Origin of the sequence: Variovorax sp. 350MFTsu5.1, assembly GCF_048302515.1 — a bacterium.
Classification (GTDB): Bacteria; Pseudomonadota; Gammaproteobacteria; order Burkholderiales; family Burkholderiaceae_C; genus Variovorax; species Variovorax guangxiensis.
In genome coordinates, this window is the sequence record NZ_CP157620.1 from 6,247,911 (window position 1) to 6,262,602 (window position 14,692).

At 68.2% G+C, this 14,692-nt stretch carries 12 protein-coding genes and 1 tRNA gene; 4 read left to right on the forward strand and 9 right to left on the reverse strand.

Features of this window, described 5'->3' with window-relative positions:
- Positions 1 to 251: 251 nt before the first annotated feature.
- Genes ABL843_RS28370 through ABL843_RS28400 form a run of 7 tightly spaced genes read right to left on the reverse strand, consistent with a single transcriptional unit; the run spans position 252 to position 6,053 of the window.
- Positions 252 to 1,376 carry an FAD-dependent monooxygenase gene (locus ABL843_RS28370; RefSeq protein WP_418118149.1) on the reverse strand — a complete coding sequence of 375 codons (1,125 nt, stop codon included), beginning with the start codon at positions 1,374 to 1,376 and terminating at the stop codon, positions 252 to 254.
- A gap of 21 nt (positions 1,377 to 1,397) precedes the next feature.
- On the reverse strand, positions 1,398 to 2,495 hold the full coding sequence (locus ABL843_RS28375) for an ABC transporter substrate-binding protein (protein WP_418118150.1): 1,098 nt from the start codon (positions 2,493 to 2,495) through the stop codon (positions 1,398 to 1,400).
- Between the two features lie 54 nt (positions 2,496 to 2,549).
- Complete coding sequence (locus ABL843_RS28380) at positions 2,550 to 3,443, reverse strand: ABC transporter permease (protein ID WP_418118151.1); 894 nt, start codon at positions 3,441 to 3,443, stop codon at positions 2,550 to 2,552.
- A gap of 31 nt (positions 3,444 to 3,474) precedes the next feature.
- Positions 3,475 to 4,275 carry an ABC transporter ATP-binding protein gene (locus tag ABL843_RS28385; RefSeq protein WP_418118152.1) on the reverse strand — a complete coding sequence of 267 codons (801 nt, stop codon included), beginning with the start codon at positions 4,273 to 4,275 and terminating at the stop codon, positions 3,475 to 3,477.
- A 19-nt stretch (positions 4,276 to 4,294) separates the two neighbouring features.
- On the reverse strand, positions 4,295 to 5,071 hold the full coding sequence (locus ABL843_RS28390) for an alpha/beta fold hydrolase (protein WP_418118153.1): 777 nt from the start codon (positions 5,069 to 5,071) through the stop codon (positions 4,295 to 4,297).
- A complete protein-coding gene (locus tag ABL843_RS28395) occupies positions 5,068 to 5,490 on the reverse strand; it encodes a VOC family protein (RefSeq protein ID WP_418118155.1) in 423 nt (140 codons plus the stop codon). The genes ABL843_RS28390 and ABL843_RS28395 overlap by 4 nt, the downstream gene beginning before the upstream one ends.
- On the reverse strand, positions 5,481 to 6,053 hold the full coding sequence (locus ABL843_RS28400) for a GAF domain-containing protein (RefSeq protein WP_418118156.1): 573 nt from the start codon (positions 6,051 to 6,053) through the stop codon (positions 5,481 to 5,483). Before ABL843_RS28400 ends, ABL843_RS28395 begins: the two co-directional genes overlap by 10 nt.
- 74 nt (positions 6,054 to 6,127) lie before the next feature.
- Here ABL843_RS28400 and ABL843_RS28405 point away from each other — a divergent pair, with 74 nt between their 5' ends.
- The gene (locus ABL843_RS28405) at positions 6,128 to 7,099 is read left to right on the forward strand and encodes a LysR family transcriptional regulator (protein ID WP_418118157.1); all 972 of its coding nucleotides are present in this window, start codon (positions 6,128 to 6,130) and stop codon (positions 7,097 to 7,099) included.
- Positions 7,100 to 7,487: 388 nt separating this feature from the next.
- Here ABL843_RS28405 and ABL843_RS28410 read toward each other — a convergent pair.
- Both ABL843_RS28410 and ABL843_RS28415 read right to left on the reverse strand, forming a co-directional pair.
- Positions 7,488 to 7,562 (reverse strand) — tRNA-Arg (locus ABL843_RS28410).
- 43 nt (positions 7,563 to 7,605) lie between these two features.
- Positions 7,606 to 8,280, reverse strand: coding sequence for a TetR family transcriptional regulator (locus ABL843_RS28415; RefSeq protein ID WP_184642088.1), 675 nt, complete (start codon positions 8,278 to 8,280; stop codon positions 7,606 to 7,608).
- A 178-nt stretch (positions 8,281 to 8,458) separates the two neighbouring features.
- On the opposite strand from ABL843_RS28415, the gene ABL843_RS28420 reads away from it, so the two are divergent.
- The 3 genes from ABL843_RS28420 to ABL843_RS28430 all read left to right on the forward strand — a co-directional run bounded on the left by ABL843_RS28420 (position 8,459) and on the right by ABL843_RS28430 (position 14,551).
- Positions 8,459 to 9,769, forward strand: a complete 1,311-nt coding sequence (locus ABL843_RS28420) for an efflux RND transporter periplasmic adaptor subunit (RefSeq protein ID WP_126025097.1) — start codon at positions 8,459 to 8,461, stop codon at positions 9,767 to 9,769.
- Between the two features lie 18 nt (positions 9,770 to 9,787).
- Positions 9,788 to 12,955: an efflux RND transporter permease subunit gene (locus ABL843_RS28425; RefSeq protein WP_126025098.1), complete on the forward strand. Its 3,168-nt coding sequence runs from the start codon at positions 9,788 to 9,790 to the stop codon at positions 12,953 to 12,955.
- A gap of 156 nt (positions 12,956 to 13,111) precedes the next feature.
- The gene (locus ABL843_RS28430; protein ID WP_418120533.1) at positions 13,112 to 14,551 is read left to right on the forward strand and encodes an efflux transporter outer membrane subunit; all 1,440 of its coding nucleotides are present in this window, start codon (positions 13,112 to 13,114) and stop codon (positions 14,549 to 14,551) included.
- Positions 14,552 to 14,692 lie beyond the last annotated feature (141 nt).

A 14,692-nucleotide genomic window follows, 5' to 3' on the forward strand; every position in this document is an offset into this window, starting at 1 on the left:
ACGGCGCCGGGCGAACATGCCGGCGCGTGCCATCGAAGATGGACATGGATCCTCCCTGAAATCATTCGTTGCCGCTCTGTTCGGCGGCATGTTTCGTCGGAGTATCCAAGTGCGCGGCGTCTTTCGTTCGACGCCGGCGAATGCTTCAGCGGATTCGTGAACGAATGCGCGCAGCGGCGGCGGCGCCTCTGTGTGCGCCGGATCGCAGGTGTCGAATGTTCACAAGCCGCATGGGCCGCGGCCTATGCGGATCACGCGTTCGCGAACCTGTCCGCATACGCGCGGAACATCGCGTTGCGCTCGTCGAGCGCCTCCTGCGTCGCGGGCACCATGATCGGCGCGCCTTCGCTCGCGAAGGCCTGGCACTGCTCGACATACGGCCGCAGCTTCTCGTGATAGACCGGCGACGCCGCCGCCATGTCGCCGCCGTGCTCGGTCCAGGTGTTCGCCAGGAGTTCCGCCGAGACCATCGCCAGCGTCGTGCCCATGCCCGACAGCAGCGCGGCGCAATGCCCCGCATCGCCGATGACCGCGACATTGCCCTTGATCCAGCCCGGCATGCGCGTCTGGCTCACCGAGTCGAAGTAGAAGCCCTTGGCATCGGGGTCGATGAAGGCCGCGCGCATCGCAGGCACCTGCCAGGCATCCACGCGCGAGAGGAACCGGCCGAGCAGCCTGCGCTGCGCATCGAGGTCGCGGTAGTCGTAGTCGATCTCGGGGCTGGCGACGATCATCATTCCCTGCGGCCCGTCGCCGGCGTCGCGCACGGCGATGGTGAGGCCGGGCACGTTGAGCATCGCCCGGCGCCATGGCTGGCCGGGCGGCAGATCGACGAGCGCGACGTAGTGGCCGAAGTGCCGCACGTAGTCCCTCTCAGGCCCGAAGGCCAGCCTGCGCACGTTGGAGTGCAGGCCGTCGGCGCCGACGACCAGGTCGTAGCGGCCCCTCGCGCCGTCGGTGAAGCCGATGTCCACTCCGCCCGCTCGATCGTCGAGCGACACGATCGAAGTCCTGAAGCGGAACTCCACGCCCGACGGAATGGCGTCCAGCAGGATCCGGTTGAGGCGGTCGCGCGTGATCTCGATGTCCTCGTCGGTCTCGTTGGCGAACCAGCGCAGGTCGAGCGAAGCGACCTGCGTTCCGCTGCCGTCGAGCACCGGCGCCGGCTCGACGATGGCGACCTGCTCCTCGGCGATTCTCTGCAGGATGCCCATGCGCTGCGCGGTGCCGAGCGCGCGGCCACGAACGTCGATGGGTGCGCCGCCCGGGCGCAGCCCGTCGGCGCGCTCGACCACGGTGACCCGGTGGCCCAGGCGGGCGAACCAGCAGGCGGCCGACAGGCCGGCCATGCTGGCGCCGGAAACGAGTACGTCCATGGGCTGATCCTCCTTCTGCGGCTAAAGCTTGAATTCCCGGGCCATCTGGATCACCGCCTGCTTGTCGAAGGCGTTGATCTCGTCGATCAGCTCGTTGGTGAACAGCCGGTTCGGGTCGCCGAGTTCGCTCGCGAGCTTGGGGTTCTTGCTGGCCTCGGCGGCCATCTCGACGTTGGCCTTCCATTCGGCCGTCGACGATGCGCCCATGCGCTGGTCGGGGTCGTCGGGGCAGCGCATCCAGCTGTTCTTGCGGTCCTTCAGGATGAAGGCGAGCTCCTTGCGTGCGTCGTCCTCGCTTCGGCCCTTGGGCCGGCTCTCGGGATAGACCGCCCAGTGCAGGTCGATCGCGGCTTCGAGATTCGCGTTCGAGAACAGGGTCGACTTCGCGATGCCGCGGAACAGCGCCACCAGCGACTTGCGGTCCTCCTTGAGCATCTTGCGCGGCACGCACATCCAGCCCGAGCCCACCTGCGCGAACCTGGGCGTGAGCGGCACGTAGCGCAGCTTCGTCCCCACCAACTCGATGCGGGCGGCTGCGGTGTCGAAGGCCACCATCGCGTCCACGCGGTCGTTGTCGATCGCCGCGCCGGCCGGCGCGCCGTCGCCGATGGCGATGTACTCGCAGCCGTCATCCTTCAGGCCCAGCTCGGCCAGCATGGTCCTGGTAATGACGATGCCGGTGTCGCCCTGGCTGCGCACGCCGATGCGCTTGCCAGCGAGGTCGGCGGCCGACCTGATCGGGCTGCCGGGCTTCACCACGATGACGTTTGCGTTGCGCGGCAGCCACTTGTAGACGCTCACCAGGTCGAGCGACGGGTCCTTCGCCATCGCGGGCAGCAGGATGCCCGGCACCGCCGGCCCGAAGTCGACGTGGCCGGCGCGCAGGCTCTGCAGCGCCTGCGTCATGCTCGACATGTTGACGTACTCCACGTCCACGCCTCCGGGCTTGTAGAAGTTCAGCTTCGGGTGCTGGCCCGCGGTGCAGAAGCACTGCTGCGGATCGTTCACCGCCGCGGTGTTCGCCACCTTCATCACCCTCACACTCTGTGCCAGCGCCGGCAGGCTCCCGGCCAGGCCCAGGGCGCCGAGGCCCAGGCCGAAATCACGTCGCGTCAACATGGCTCGCTCCTTCATACGGAAAAACGGGAATCCAGGAATCCGGGGATGCAGCGCTCAGACGTTCACCGTCCGCTGCGAGGCGTCGACAGGCATCCAGTGCAGCACGCGGCGCTGGATGCGGCGCAGGAGGTCGGTCATCACGATGCCGATCACCGACAGCACCACGCACACCGCGAAGCTGCCGCCGGTGTCGGCCTGCGCTTCCATCTGCAGGATGAGCACGCCCAGCCCAGCCTGCGCACCGACGAACTCGCCCACCACCGCGCCGACCACGCTGAAGGCCGCGGCCATGTTCAGCCCCGCGAAGATGTAGGGCAGCGCGCTCGGGAACTTGGCCTTGCGGAAGATCTGCCACTGCGTGGCCGAGAGGGAGCGCAGCAGGTCTATGCGGTCGGGGTCCACCGCCTTGAAGCCCGCGATGCTGGTCACCAGCACGGGAAAGAAGGTGAGCAGGCAGATGATCATCACCTTCGAGCCGATGCCGAAGCCCAGCCACACCACGATGATCGGCGCGACCGCCACCTTGGGCACGCTCTGCAGCGCGGCGACGTAGGGCTCCAGCAGCGCCTCGACCCGCGGCATCTGCGACACCACGATGCCGATCGCGAGACCGACGCCGCTGCCGACGAGAAAGCCCAGCAGGATCTCGGTCACGGTCACGCCGCCGTGGTACCAGAAGCCGTCCTTCGCAAGCGGCCCGGTGGCGAGGCCGCGCCACAGCGCGACCAGGATGTCGCTGACCGGCGGCACGAGGTGCTGCGGCACCTTGAAGAGCCGCACCCCCGCTTCCCACGATCCGAGCAGCGCGGCGAGCAGCAGGATCGACTGCACCCGCGTCGAGGCGAGCGGATTGGCGCGGCGACGCGGCCTGGGGCCGGCGGCGGGGGCCGGCGCGCGGTCGCCGGATAGCGCAGGAGGGTCGGACTTGGCGAGCATGGCGGTGGTCATCTGGTGGCCTCTTTGAATCGAACGGACGGAATCAGTCGAACGAAGCCGCATGCGAGAAGCGTTCGCGGATCGACGCGGATGCGGCAGCGAAGGCGGGGTGCGACATCACGTCCATCGAGCGCGGACGCGGCAGGTCCACCGGCAGCACGCGCTCCAGCGTGCCGGGGCGCGGCGACATCACGAAGACCCTGTCGCCGAGGAACACCGCCTCGGGAATCGAGTGCGTGATCAGCACGACCGTCTTGCCGCTTTCCATCCAGATGCGCTGCAGTTCCAGGTTCATGCGCTCGCGCGTCATGGCGTCGAGCGCGCCGAAGGGCTCGTCCATCAGCAGGATCTTGGGGTCGTGCAGCAACGCCCGCGCGATGGAGGCACGCTGCTGCATGCCGCCGCTCAACTGGCGCGGCAGCTTGTGCTCGAAGCCTTCGAGCCGGACCATGTGCAGCAGCTGCATCGCGCGCTCGCGCGCCTGCTTCGTGGGAATGCCGAGCACCTCGGCGGGCAGCATCACGTTCTCTAGGATGGTTCGCCAGGGCAGCAGAATCGAGCTCTGGAACACCACGCCCACGTCGCGCCGCGTGCCGCGGATGGGCTGGCCGTCGAGCACGACGCGGCCCATGCCGTAGTCGAGCAGGCCCGCGAGGATGCGCAGCAGCGTGCTCTTGCCGCAGCCGCTGGGCCCGACGATGGTCACGAAGCTGCCCTGCTCGATGCTGCAGTCGATGTCCTTCAGCGCGAGCACGCCTTCGCTTGCGTCGCCGAAGTGCTTGGATAGCCCTTCGATGCGGATGTAGTCGGCGCGGCCGCGCGCGCGGTCGTGGTTCGTGCTCATGGCCTGGCTCCTTCGGGTTTCAGTTCTTGAGGAAGCGCACGATGTGCTGCGCCAGCATCTGTGGCGCCTGCATCGCGGTGACGTGGCCGATGCCGGGCAGCAGCACCGCATCGGCGCCACGGATGCGGCCGGCCATCGATAGCGTCACGCTCGGGGGCACCACGCGGTCGAGTTCGCCGGCCAGCACCAGCGTGGGCGCGACGATGTCGGCCACGCCCCGCTCGATGGCGGTCAGCGCCGTCGCCATCCGCCGCGCGGAACGCGCCGAACCGGGCCGTGCGCTCGCGAAGATGCTCCGCAGTTCGGGCCGCTGCTGCAGGAAGGCTTCGGGGAAGAACCATGTCGCCAGCTCTTGCGCCGTGGCCGGCAGCCCGCTGCGCAGCTCGGCCAGGCGCTTCGCGTCGGGGCACAGTTCTTCGTAGGGCCTCGGCAGCGGCCAGGTGCTGCCGAGCACGAGGTGGTCGACCGAGCGCGGATGCAGCAGCGCCAGCGCCTGCGCCACACGCCCGCCGAAGGACGAGCCGAACACGTGCGCGCGCTTGAAGCCCAGCGCCTTGATGAGCCGCTGTGCGTCGTCGGCAAGATCGGCCAGGGTCGATGCGCGCTGCGGCCCTTCGGTCTCGCCGCAGTCGCGCTGGTCGTAGGCGATCACGGTGAAGTGCTTCGACAGATGCGGCACCAGCGCCGAGAACATCTGGCGCGAGGCCTCGGCGCCATGCATGAGCACCAGCGGCGGGCCTTCGCCCTCGCGCTCGAAGGCGACGCGCAGTTCGCCGGCCTGCAGGAAGCCGGTCATGCCGTGCCCCCCTTCCCGCCCTGCCGATCTTCCTGGTCCATCCAGAAAGTCATCTCGATCTTCAGGCCGCGCGGGTCGTGCAGAAAGAGCTGGTGGATTGGCCAGCCCGGAATCGGCGCCTCGGCGAACGCGACGCCGTGTGCGCGAAGGTGCGCGCGCATCTCGGCGAGCCCATGGGCGCGGAACGAGATGTGGTCGACGTGGCCGGTGACGGGCTCGACCGGCTCGTCGGGCGTCGAGAGATGCGCGTAGAGGTGCACGATCGGCTGGCCGTCCGCATAGAGCCAGGCGCCGGGCGCGGGGATCTCCGGCCGCGCGCCGGCGGTGAGGCGCATCACGCGGGTGTAGAAGTCCAGCAGCGGCGGCAGCTCGTGCGGCGCGCAGCGGATCGTGAAGTGGTGCAGGGCGGTCACGGGCATGGCGTTTCCTCGAAGCTGTAGGCCAGTCGGGGCGCGACGGGCACCCAGCGCGCGGCGGCGAGCGCCAGCATGCGGATGCCCAGCACTTCCTGCGGCAGCCAGTGCTCGCGCGTGCCGAAGACGTTGAAGGTGGCGAAGCAGGTCCGCCCTTGCATCAGCGGCACGTTGACCACGCTGCGCAGGCGGTATTCGCGCATCTGCTCGAAGTCGTCGAAGTTGCTCGCGAGCACGTGCTCGCCCTCGCCGACGAACACACGGCCGCGCACGAAGAGGCATTCGCTCCAGGGCGTGAGCGTCTTGCGCTTCGCGCCGTTCACCGGAAAGCTCGACGCCTCCGACGAATAGAAGCGGCGCAGCAGGACCTGGCCTGCGGCGTCGCCGTCGGTCGTCACGTTCTGCTGGATGCTGAAGATGCTGCCGGGCGCGACCTGCAGCCGGCGCTGGTCGATCAGCCGCATCGCCTCGCCGGCGTCCTGCGTCTCGGCCAGGGAGTCCAGGAAGGCAGCCGTGATGGCGGTGGCGGAGGTCGCGGAGATGGCTGGCGGTGCGGTGGTCGGGTCCATGCAAAAAGTCTAGGACCCTCGATTCACCAAAGTGAAATAATTTCTGATAGCCCGATAACCGTGGAGTTATGGCCTTGCCCACCGCCCGCGACCCCGCCGCCGAACTGCAGCGCACGCTGCTGTCCCGCCTCAAGCTGCGCCAGCTTTCGCTGCTGCAGGCCATCGACCGGCACCGCACGCTCGGCCGCGTCGCCGCCGAGATGCAGCTGAGCCAGCCCGCGATCACCAAGGCACTGCACGAGGTGGAAGACATCTTCGGCAGCACGCTCTTCGAGCGGACCAGCAGGGGGCTGGTGCCCACGGCCGCGGGCGAGGCGGTGCTGCGCTATGCGCGGCGCTGGCTGGCCGAGCTCGAGGCCACCGCGCGCGTGCTCACCTCGCTCGAGGCGGGCCGCGCCGGGCGGCTGCGGCTGGGGTTCACGCAGCAGGTGCCGCAGCAGCTGATGTCGGCTGCACTCACCCACCTGCTCGACCGCACGCCGCGCATTTCGGTGATGGCGCGCGAAGGCACCACCGACGAACTGGTCGCGAGCCTCGTCGCGCGCGAACTCGACTGCGCCATCGGCCGCTCCTACGACGGCGACGCGACCGGGCTGGTGCAGGAGGCGATCCACGAGCAGGAGCCCTGCCTCGTGGTCGGCGCGAAGAACGTGCGGCGCCTCTCGCGCGGCCCGCTCGACTGGGCCAGGCTCGCGCAGCTCGACTGGATCCTGCCGCCGCCCAACACGCCGATGCGCAGGACCTACAACGCGATCTTCGTCGGCGCGGGCGTGCAGCCACCGCTGCCGATCCTGGAGACCACGTCGATCCGCAGCATCGAGACGGCGCTGCGCCAGGAGCCCAACGCGATCACCATCTTCGCGCGCGACGTCGTGGCCGGCATGGAAGGCACGGGCCACCTGGCGGCGCTGCCCCACCGGCTGAGCTGGAACCTGCCGCCGGTGAGCTTCTTCACGCTGAAGGAACTGGAGGCGCACCCGACGGTGCAATCGCTGCGCGCCGCGGTCGTCGAGACCGCGCGGCGCATGAAGCGCGCGGCGGGCTGAGCGCCGACACCGTGGCCGGCGAACACGGCGACCCGGCGTTCCCTTTTTGTCTTTCTCTGTCCCGCCTTTCTTCTCTACTTTCTTTCTTATTTAAAGATAGTAGTAGTAGATAAGGGTAAACCCTGTCTGTGGAAAGTACCGCTTTTTCCTTGCGCGACAGGGACTTGCGGTCGCCGTACCGCTGTGAGCGCGCGTGCTTCGGTGCTGCATCGGAAATGGGAACAACATCCGGCAAGCGGCTGCGACTGTGGATAACGCATGACTTGTACCGGGACTGTCCCCAGGTTTTCTGTCGGTGGCCTCCCCTCGTCCGGATCGCGCTGACCGCGAACGAGGGACCGGAAAACAAAAAAACCGGACACCTTTTGAAAGTGTCCGGCTTGGTAGCTGGTCCCGCCGCCAGGAATCGAACCTGGATCTCAGCCTTCGGAGGGCCGAATTCTATCCGTTGAAATACAGCGAGAAATTGGGATCCGGTTTGCACCGGAGTCCGACATTATCGCCTATCAGACGACGACAGTTTCGGCCTCCGCCGCAGCCGCGGCTCCCAGTTGCGGCCGGGCGAAGCCGAGACCCGCCAGATAGACCCTGAAGGTGCGCCTTCCCGTCGGCACGAGGTCGAAAGCTTCCGGATCGAGCAGCCAGTTCTGGATGAGCCCGCTGATCAGCGCGTGCAGCCCCTGCGCCGCCACATGGCCCGGCACCGGCAGCTTGATGCGGCCTCGGCGCGCGGCCATGCGCAGAGCCTTCTCGAAATCGGCGACGCAGGCGTTGCGCGCATCCAGGTGGCGCTGCTGCACCGAGGCCATGTCGTGCGTGTATTCGACCTTGTGGGTCGCGATGTCAAACACGCGGCGCACCTGCAGGTCGGTGGTCATGAGGTTGAGCGCGTGGACCATTCCTTCCTCGATCTCGGCGAGCGGGTCCTCGACGTTGGGCGCGGTGGCGGCCGCCCTCGGCGTGGTTTCCAGCGGCAGGATGACGCGCTCCATCATCGCGTTGAAGAGATCGGCCTTGTCCTTGAAGTGCCAGTAGATGGCGCCACGCGTCGCGCCGGCCTGCTGCGCTATCTGCTGCAGCGTGGTCTGCGAGACGCCTTGCGCCTGAAACAGCAGCTCCGCGGCGTCGAGCAGACGATGCCGCGTGGCCAATGCTTCTTCCTTCGTACGACGTGCCACCAAGTCTCCTGATTTGTAAAGACAACGCCCTCTATGTATCGTGGGGCCATTGCTCGGCTGTCACTATACATCCATGAATGTATGTAAACTAGCCGGCTTCCCCGATGGCCCACCTGGCCGTACAGGTTTCCGGTTCGCCCCGCGAACGCGCCATCTCCCGTCTTCGCTTCAAAGGAATCGCATGCCTCTCTTGCATGTTTCGCGCCAATCGTCCTTTTCGCCGCGCCTCGCGACCGTGGCCGCCGTCGTCCTGCTGGTCCTCGCGGGCTGTGGCAAGAGCGACGCACCTGGAGGTCCGGGCGGCGGAGGCGGTGGTGGTGGCGGTCATCCCGCGCCCGAAGTTGGCGTGGTCGTGGCCGCGCCGACCGACGTCGGACTTGTTACCGAACTGCCCGGTCGCCTCGAAGCCTCCCGCGTCGCCCAGGTCCGCGCCCGCGCATCGGGCATCCTGCTGAAACGTGAATTCCGTGAGGGCAGCGACGTGAAGGCCGGCCAGTTGCTGTTCCGCATCGATCCGGCGCCGCTGGTGGCCGCCGCCCAGAACGCCCAGGCCACGCTCGCACGCGCCGAAGCCAACGCCGTGCAGGCCAAGGCCCTGGCCGACCGCTACAAGCCGCTGGTCGAGGCCAACGCGGTGAGCAAGCAGGAATACGCGACCGCCGTCGCATCGCAGAAAACCGCCGAAGCCGACGTGGCCGCCGGCCGCGCAGCGGTGCAGACGGCCAAGATCAACCTCGGCTATGCCGACGTGACCTCGCCCATCGCCGGTCGCATCGGCCGCGCCCTCGTCACCGAAGGCGCGCTGGTGGGCCAGGGCGACGCCACCGAGCTCGCCGTGGTGCAGCAGATCAACCCGCTGTACGTGAACTTCACGCAGTCGGCCTCCGACGTGCTGAAGCTGCGCAAGGCCGTGGCCGACGGACAGTACAAGCGCGCCAGCGGCGACGAAGCCGCGAGCATCCGCGTGGTGCTGGAAGACGGCACCGACTACCCGCTCGAGGGCAAGCTGCTGTTCTCCGACCTCACGGTCGATTCCACCACCGGCCAGGTCACGCTGCGCGCCGAAGTGCCCAACCCCAAGGGCGAGCTGCTGCCTGGCCTGTACGTGCGCGTGAAGCTCGAGCAGGCCCAGGCCACCAACGCGATCACGGTGCCGCAGCAGGCCGTCACGCGCACCCAGCAGGGCGACACGGTGTCGGTGGTCGACAAGGACGGCAAGATCAGCAAGCGCACCGTCAAGATCAGCGCCGCAAAGGACAACCAGTGGGTCGTGCTCGATGGCCTGAAGGCCGGCGAGCAGGTGATGGTCGACGGCTTCCAGAAGCTGCAGATGATGCCGCCCGGCACGCCGGTGAAGGCCGTGCCCTGGACCAAGCCCAACCCGAATGGCGGCGGCGCAGCGGCCAAGCCCGCCGCCGAGGCAGCCTCGCCCGCGGCACCCGCCGCGGCTGAGAAGGCTCCGGCCGACAAGGCCCCGGCCGAAAAGAAGTAATCAGGAGCGCGCCCGCAAATGGCCAAATTCTTCATCGACCGACCGATCTTCGCCTGGGTGATCGCACTGTTCATCCTGGTGGTGGGCGGCGTGTCAATCACCCAGCTGCCGATCTCGCAGTACCCGCCGGTGGCGCCGCCCGCCATCGTCATCAACGTCGCCTACCCGGGCGCCTCGGCACAGACGCTCGAGGACAGCGTGCTGTCCGTCATCGAGCGTGAAATGAACGGCTCGCCGGGCCTGATCTACATGGAATCGGTGGCCCAGGCCGACGGCACCGGCTCCATCACGATCAGCTTCGAGCCCGGCACCAACGACGACCTCGCGCAGGTGGACGTGCAGAACCGGCTGTCGCGCGCGACGCCGCGCCTGCCCTCCGCCGTGACGCAGCAGGGCGTGCGCGTGGACAAGTCGCGCAACAACTTCCTCATGTTCGTGATGCTGTCCTCGGACAACCCGAACTTCGACCCTGTGGCGCTCGGCGATTACGCCGCGCGCAACGTCGTGCCCGAACTCCAGCGCGTGGTCGGCGTGGGCCAGGCGCAGCTCTTCGGCTCCGAGAACGCGATGCGCGTGTGGATCGACCCGGCCAAGCTGCAGGGCTTCAACCTGTCGGCCACCGACGTCAACAACGCCATCCGCGCGCAGAACGCGCAGGTGTCCTCGGGCACGCTGGGCGACCTGCCCAACATTCCCGGCCAGGCCATCGCGGCCACGGTGACGGTGAACGGCCAGTTGGTCAACGTGGAGCAGTTCAAGAACATCGTGCTGCGCGCCAACACCGACGGCTCGACCGTGCGGCTGAAGGACGTGGCGCGCGTGGAACTCGGCGGCCAGTCGTACGCCACCTCGGCGCGCCTGAACGGCGTGCCCGCGGTCGGTGTCGGCGTGCAGCCCACGCCCAACGGCAACGCGCTGCAGTCGGCCAAGGCGATCCGCGCCAAGATGGCCGAGCTCGAGCGCTACTTCCCGCAGGGCGTGAAGTGGGCCATTCCGTACGACAGCTCGCGCTTCGTGCAGATCTCGATCAGCGAAGTGGTCAAGACGCTGCTGGAAGCCGTGGCGCTGGTGTTCCTCGTGATGTTCCTGTTCCTGCAGAACTGGCGCTATACGATCATCCCGACCATCGTGGTGCCGGTGGCGCTGCTGGGCACCTTCGCCTCGCTGCTGGCGCTGGGCTTCTCGATCAACGTGCTGACCATGTTCGGCATGGTGCTGGTGATCGGTATCGTGGTGGACGACGCCATCGTGGTGGTGGAGAACGTCGAGCGCATCATGAGCGAGGAGGGGCTCTCGCCGCTCGAGGCCACGCGCAAGGCGATGCGGCAGATCTCCGGCGCCATCATCGGCGTGACGGTGGTGCTGATCTCGGTGTTCGTGCCGCTGGCCTTCTTCGCGGGCTCGACCGGCAACATCTACCGCCAGTTCTCCGCGGTGATGGTGGCCTCGATCGCCTTCTCGGCCTTCATGGCGCTGTCGCTCACGCCGGCGCTGTGCGCCACGCTGCTCAAGCCGGTGGAAGCCGGCCATCACCATGAGAAGACCGGCTTCTTCGGCTGGTTCAACCGCGGCTTCGCACGCACGGCCAAGGGCTACGAAGGCATCGTCGCGCGCATCCTGCGCCGCGCCGCGCGCTACCTGGTGATCTACGTCGCCATCATCGGCGCCGTGGCGTTCACCTACAGCCGCCTGCCGAGTTCGTTCCTGCCGCAGGAAGACCAGGGCAACATCATCGTGAACGTGCAGCTGCCGCCCGGCGCCACGCAGGAGCGTGCGCTGTCGGTCATGCAGCAGGTCGAGGGCTTCATCCTGAAGCAGCCCGAAGTGCAGAGCATGGTGGGCGTGATGGGCTTCAGCTTCTCGGGCCAGGGCCAGAACGCGGGCCTCGCCTTCGTGACGCTGAAGGACTGGGAAGAACGCAAGGACCCGGCCCACTCGGCCAGCGCGCTGGCCGGCCGTGCCTTCGGTGCGCTCTCGGGCATCCGCGACGCCTTCATCTACCCGCTGAGCCCGCCGCCCATTCCCGAACTGGGCAACGCCAGCGGCTTCAGCTTCCGCCTGCAGGACCGCTCCGGCGCGGGCCATGATGCGCTGATCAATGCGCGCAACCAGCTGCTGGGCATGGCCTCGCAGAGCAAGGTGCTGGCGCAGGTCCGTCCCGACGGCCTTGAAGACGCGCCGCAGCTGCAGATCGACATCGACCGCGACAAGGCGAACGCGCTGGGCGTGAGCTTCGACGCGATCAACGCGACGCTGTCGACCGCGCTGGGCTCGAGCTACATCAACGACTTCCCCAACCGCGGCCGCCTGCAGCGCGTGGTGGTGCAGGCCGACGCTCCGGCGCGGATGCAGCCGGACGACCTGCTCAAGCTGAACGCCAGCAACACGCAGGGCCAGCCTGTGCCGCTGTCGGCCTTCGCGACCACCAAGTGGGTCACGGGCGCCACGCAGACGGTGCGCTACAACGGCTATCCGGCGATCCGCATCAGCGGCGACGCGGCACCGGGCTACAGCACCGGCGCGGCGATGGCCGAGATGGAGAAGCTCGCATCGCAGCTGCCCGCCGGCTTCGGCTACGAATGGACCGGCCAGTCGCGAGAAGAAAAGCTCGCCGGCTCGCAGGCCATCATCCTGTACGGCTTCGCGATCCTGGCGGTGTTCCTCTGCCTGGCCGCGCTGTACGAGAGCTGGTCGATCCCGCTGTCGGTGATCCTGGTGGTGCCGCTGGGCGTGCTGGGCGTGCTGGTGGCAACGATGCTGCGCGCCTATTCGAACGACGTGTACTTCCAGGTGGGCCTGATCACGATCATCGGCCTGTCCGCGAAGAACGCGATCCTGATCATCGAGTTCGCGAAGGACCTGCAGGCGCAGGGCAAGGGCATCATCGAATCGGCCCTGGCCGCCGCCCACCTGCGGTTCCGCCCGATCATCATGACCTCGCTGGCCTTCGGCCTGGGCGTGGTGCCGCTGGCGATCGCCTCGGGCGCCGGCTCCGCCAGCCAGCGTGCCATCGGCACCGGCGTGCTGGGCGGCATGGTGACAGGCACCGCGCTGGCCGTGATCTTCGTGCCGGTGTTCTTCGTGGTGGTGCGCAGCCTGTTCAAGGGCAGCGCGCGCCAGCACGAGGCCGACAAGCGGCATGCAGAAGCCGCGGGCATCTCCGCGGAGGAAACCAAACATGACTGAACTCGGGCACACCCCCAGGCTTCGCGCACTGCGTGTCGCTACGCCCACCCCCTTGCAGGGGGCAACACCTGCGGCCCGGCAGAGCCGGTTCCGTGGTGTTTCCCGAACAGGCCGCGCAGTGCGTGCAGCGCGAGCGGCCATGGAGTCGCAATGACAATGACGAAATTCATTCCAACGGCACTGGCCGCGGCAATGCTGCTGGCCGGCTGCTCGCTGATCCCGACCTACGAGCGCCCCGCCGCGCCGGTGCCCACCACCTACCCGGGCGACCCGTCGCAGCCTCCGGGCCAGGCCGCGGCCACCCTGCCGTGGCAGGACTTCTTCACCGACCCGCGCCTGGCGGGCCTGATCCGCACGGCGCTCGCGAACAACCGCGACCTGCGCGTGTCGGTGCTCAACATCGAGCAGGCGCGCGCGCAGTTCCAGATCGAGCGCTCGAACCTGTTCCCCGCGCTCGGCCTGACGGGCACGGGCTCGCGCTCGAGCCCCAACGCCTACCAGGCGATCAACCCGAGCCAGGGCAGCGTTTCGTCGCAGTACGCCGTCAACTTCGGCTTCACCTCTTGGGAGATCGACTTCTTCGGCCGCATCCGCGCGCTGAAGGACCAGGCGCTGGCCCAGTACCTCGCCACGGACGAGACCCGCAAGGCGGTGCAGATCAGCCTGATCGCTTCGGTGGCCAACGGCTGGCTCACGCTGCTGGCCGACGACGAGCTGCTGGAGATCACGCGCCAGACGATGGTCACGCGCGAGGAGTCGGTGCGCCTCACGAAGCTGCGCTTCGACAACGGCGTGTCGTCCGAACTCGATTTCCAGTCGGCGAACTCGGCGCTGGAAACCGCGCGTGCCGCCTATGCGCAGCAACTGCGCGCCCGCACACAGGACGAGAACGCTCTCGCCCTGCTGCTGGGCGCGCCGGTGCCGGCCGATGCCACCGCCGGCGGCGCCAAGGGCCTGGACGGCATCAAGCCGATGCCCGACGTGCCGGCCGGCCTGCCTTCGGACCTGCTGGCCGAACGTCCCGACATCCGCTCGGCCGAGCAGCAGCTGATAGCGGCCAACGCCAACATCGGCGCGGCGCGCGCGAACTTCTTCCCGCGCGTGTCGCTGACGAGTTCCATCGGCACCGCGAGCAGCGAGTTCTCGGGCCTGTTCGACCGCGGCTCCAAGGCCTGGTCCTTCGCGCCCACGGTGACGCTGCCCATCTTCGACGCCGGCCGCAACATCGCCACGCTCGACTCGGCCAAGGCCGGGCGCGAGATCGCGGTGGCGCAGTACGAGAAGTCGATCCAGACGGCGTTCCGCGAAGTGGCCGACGCACTCGCGGGCCGCGCGACGCTGGGCGAGCAGGCGCGCGCGCAGCGTGCGCAGGCCGATGCGGAAGCCGTGCGCTTCAAGCTCTCCGACCTGCGTTATCGCAACGGCATCGCCAGCGCGCTCGACCTGCTCGACGCGCAGCGCTCGCTGTTCACTGCGCAGCAGTCGGCTGTGACGACGCGCCTGCTGCAGCTGCAGAACCAGGTCACGCTGTACAAGACGCTGGGTGGCGGCTGGGCCACGCGCGACAGCAACGACGCGGCGGGCGGCAAGGGCTGAGGAAGCTCCCGGCGTCCCGGAGTGGCCGAGACGCCAAGGCGTCCCATAAGGGAGGTCCCTTGCTCCTGCCGGCAAGGGCTCTCTCTATAATCGCCGGTTGGTTAGGAAAAGCCCCCCGACGAGCCCCCGATAATTGAGGAC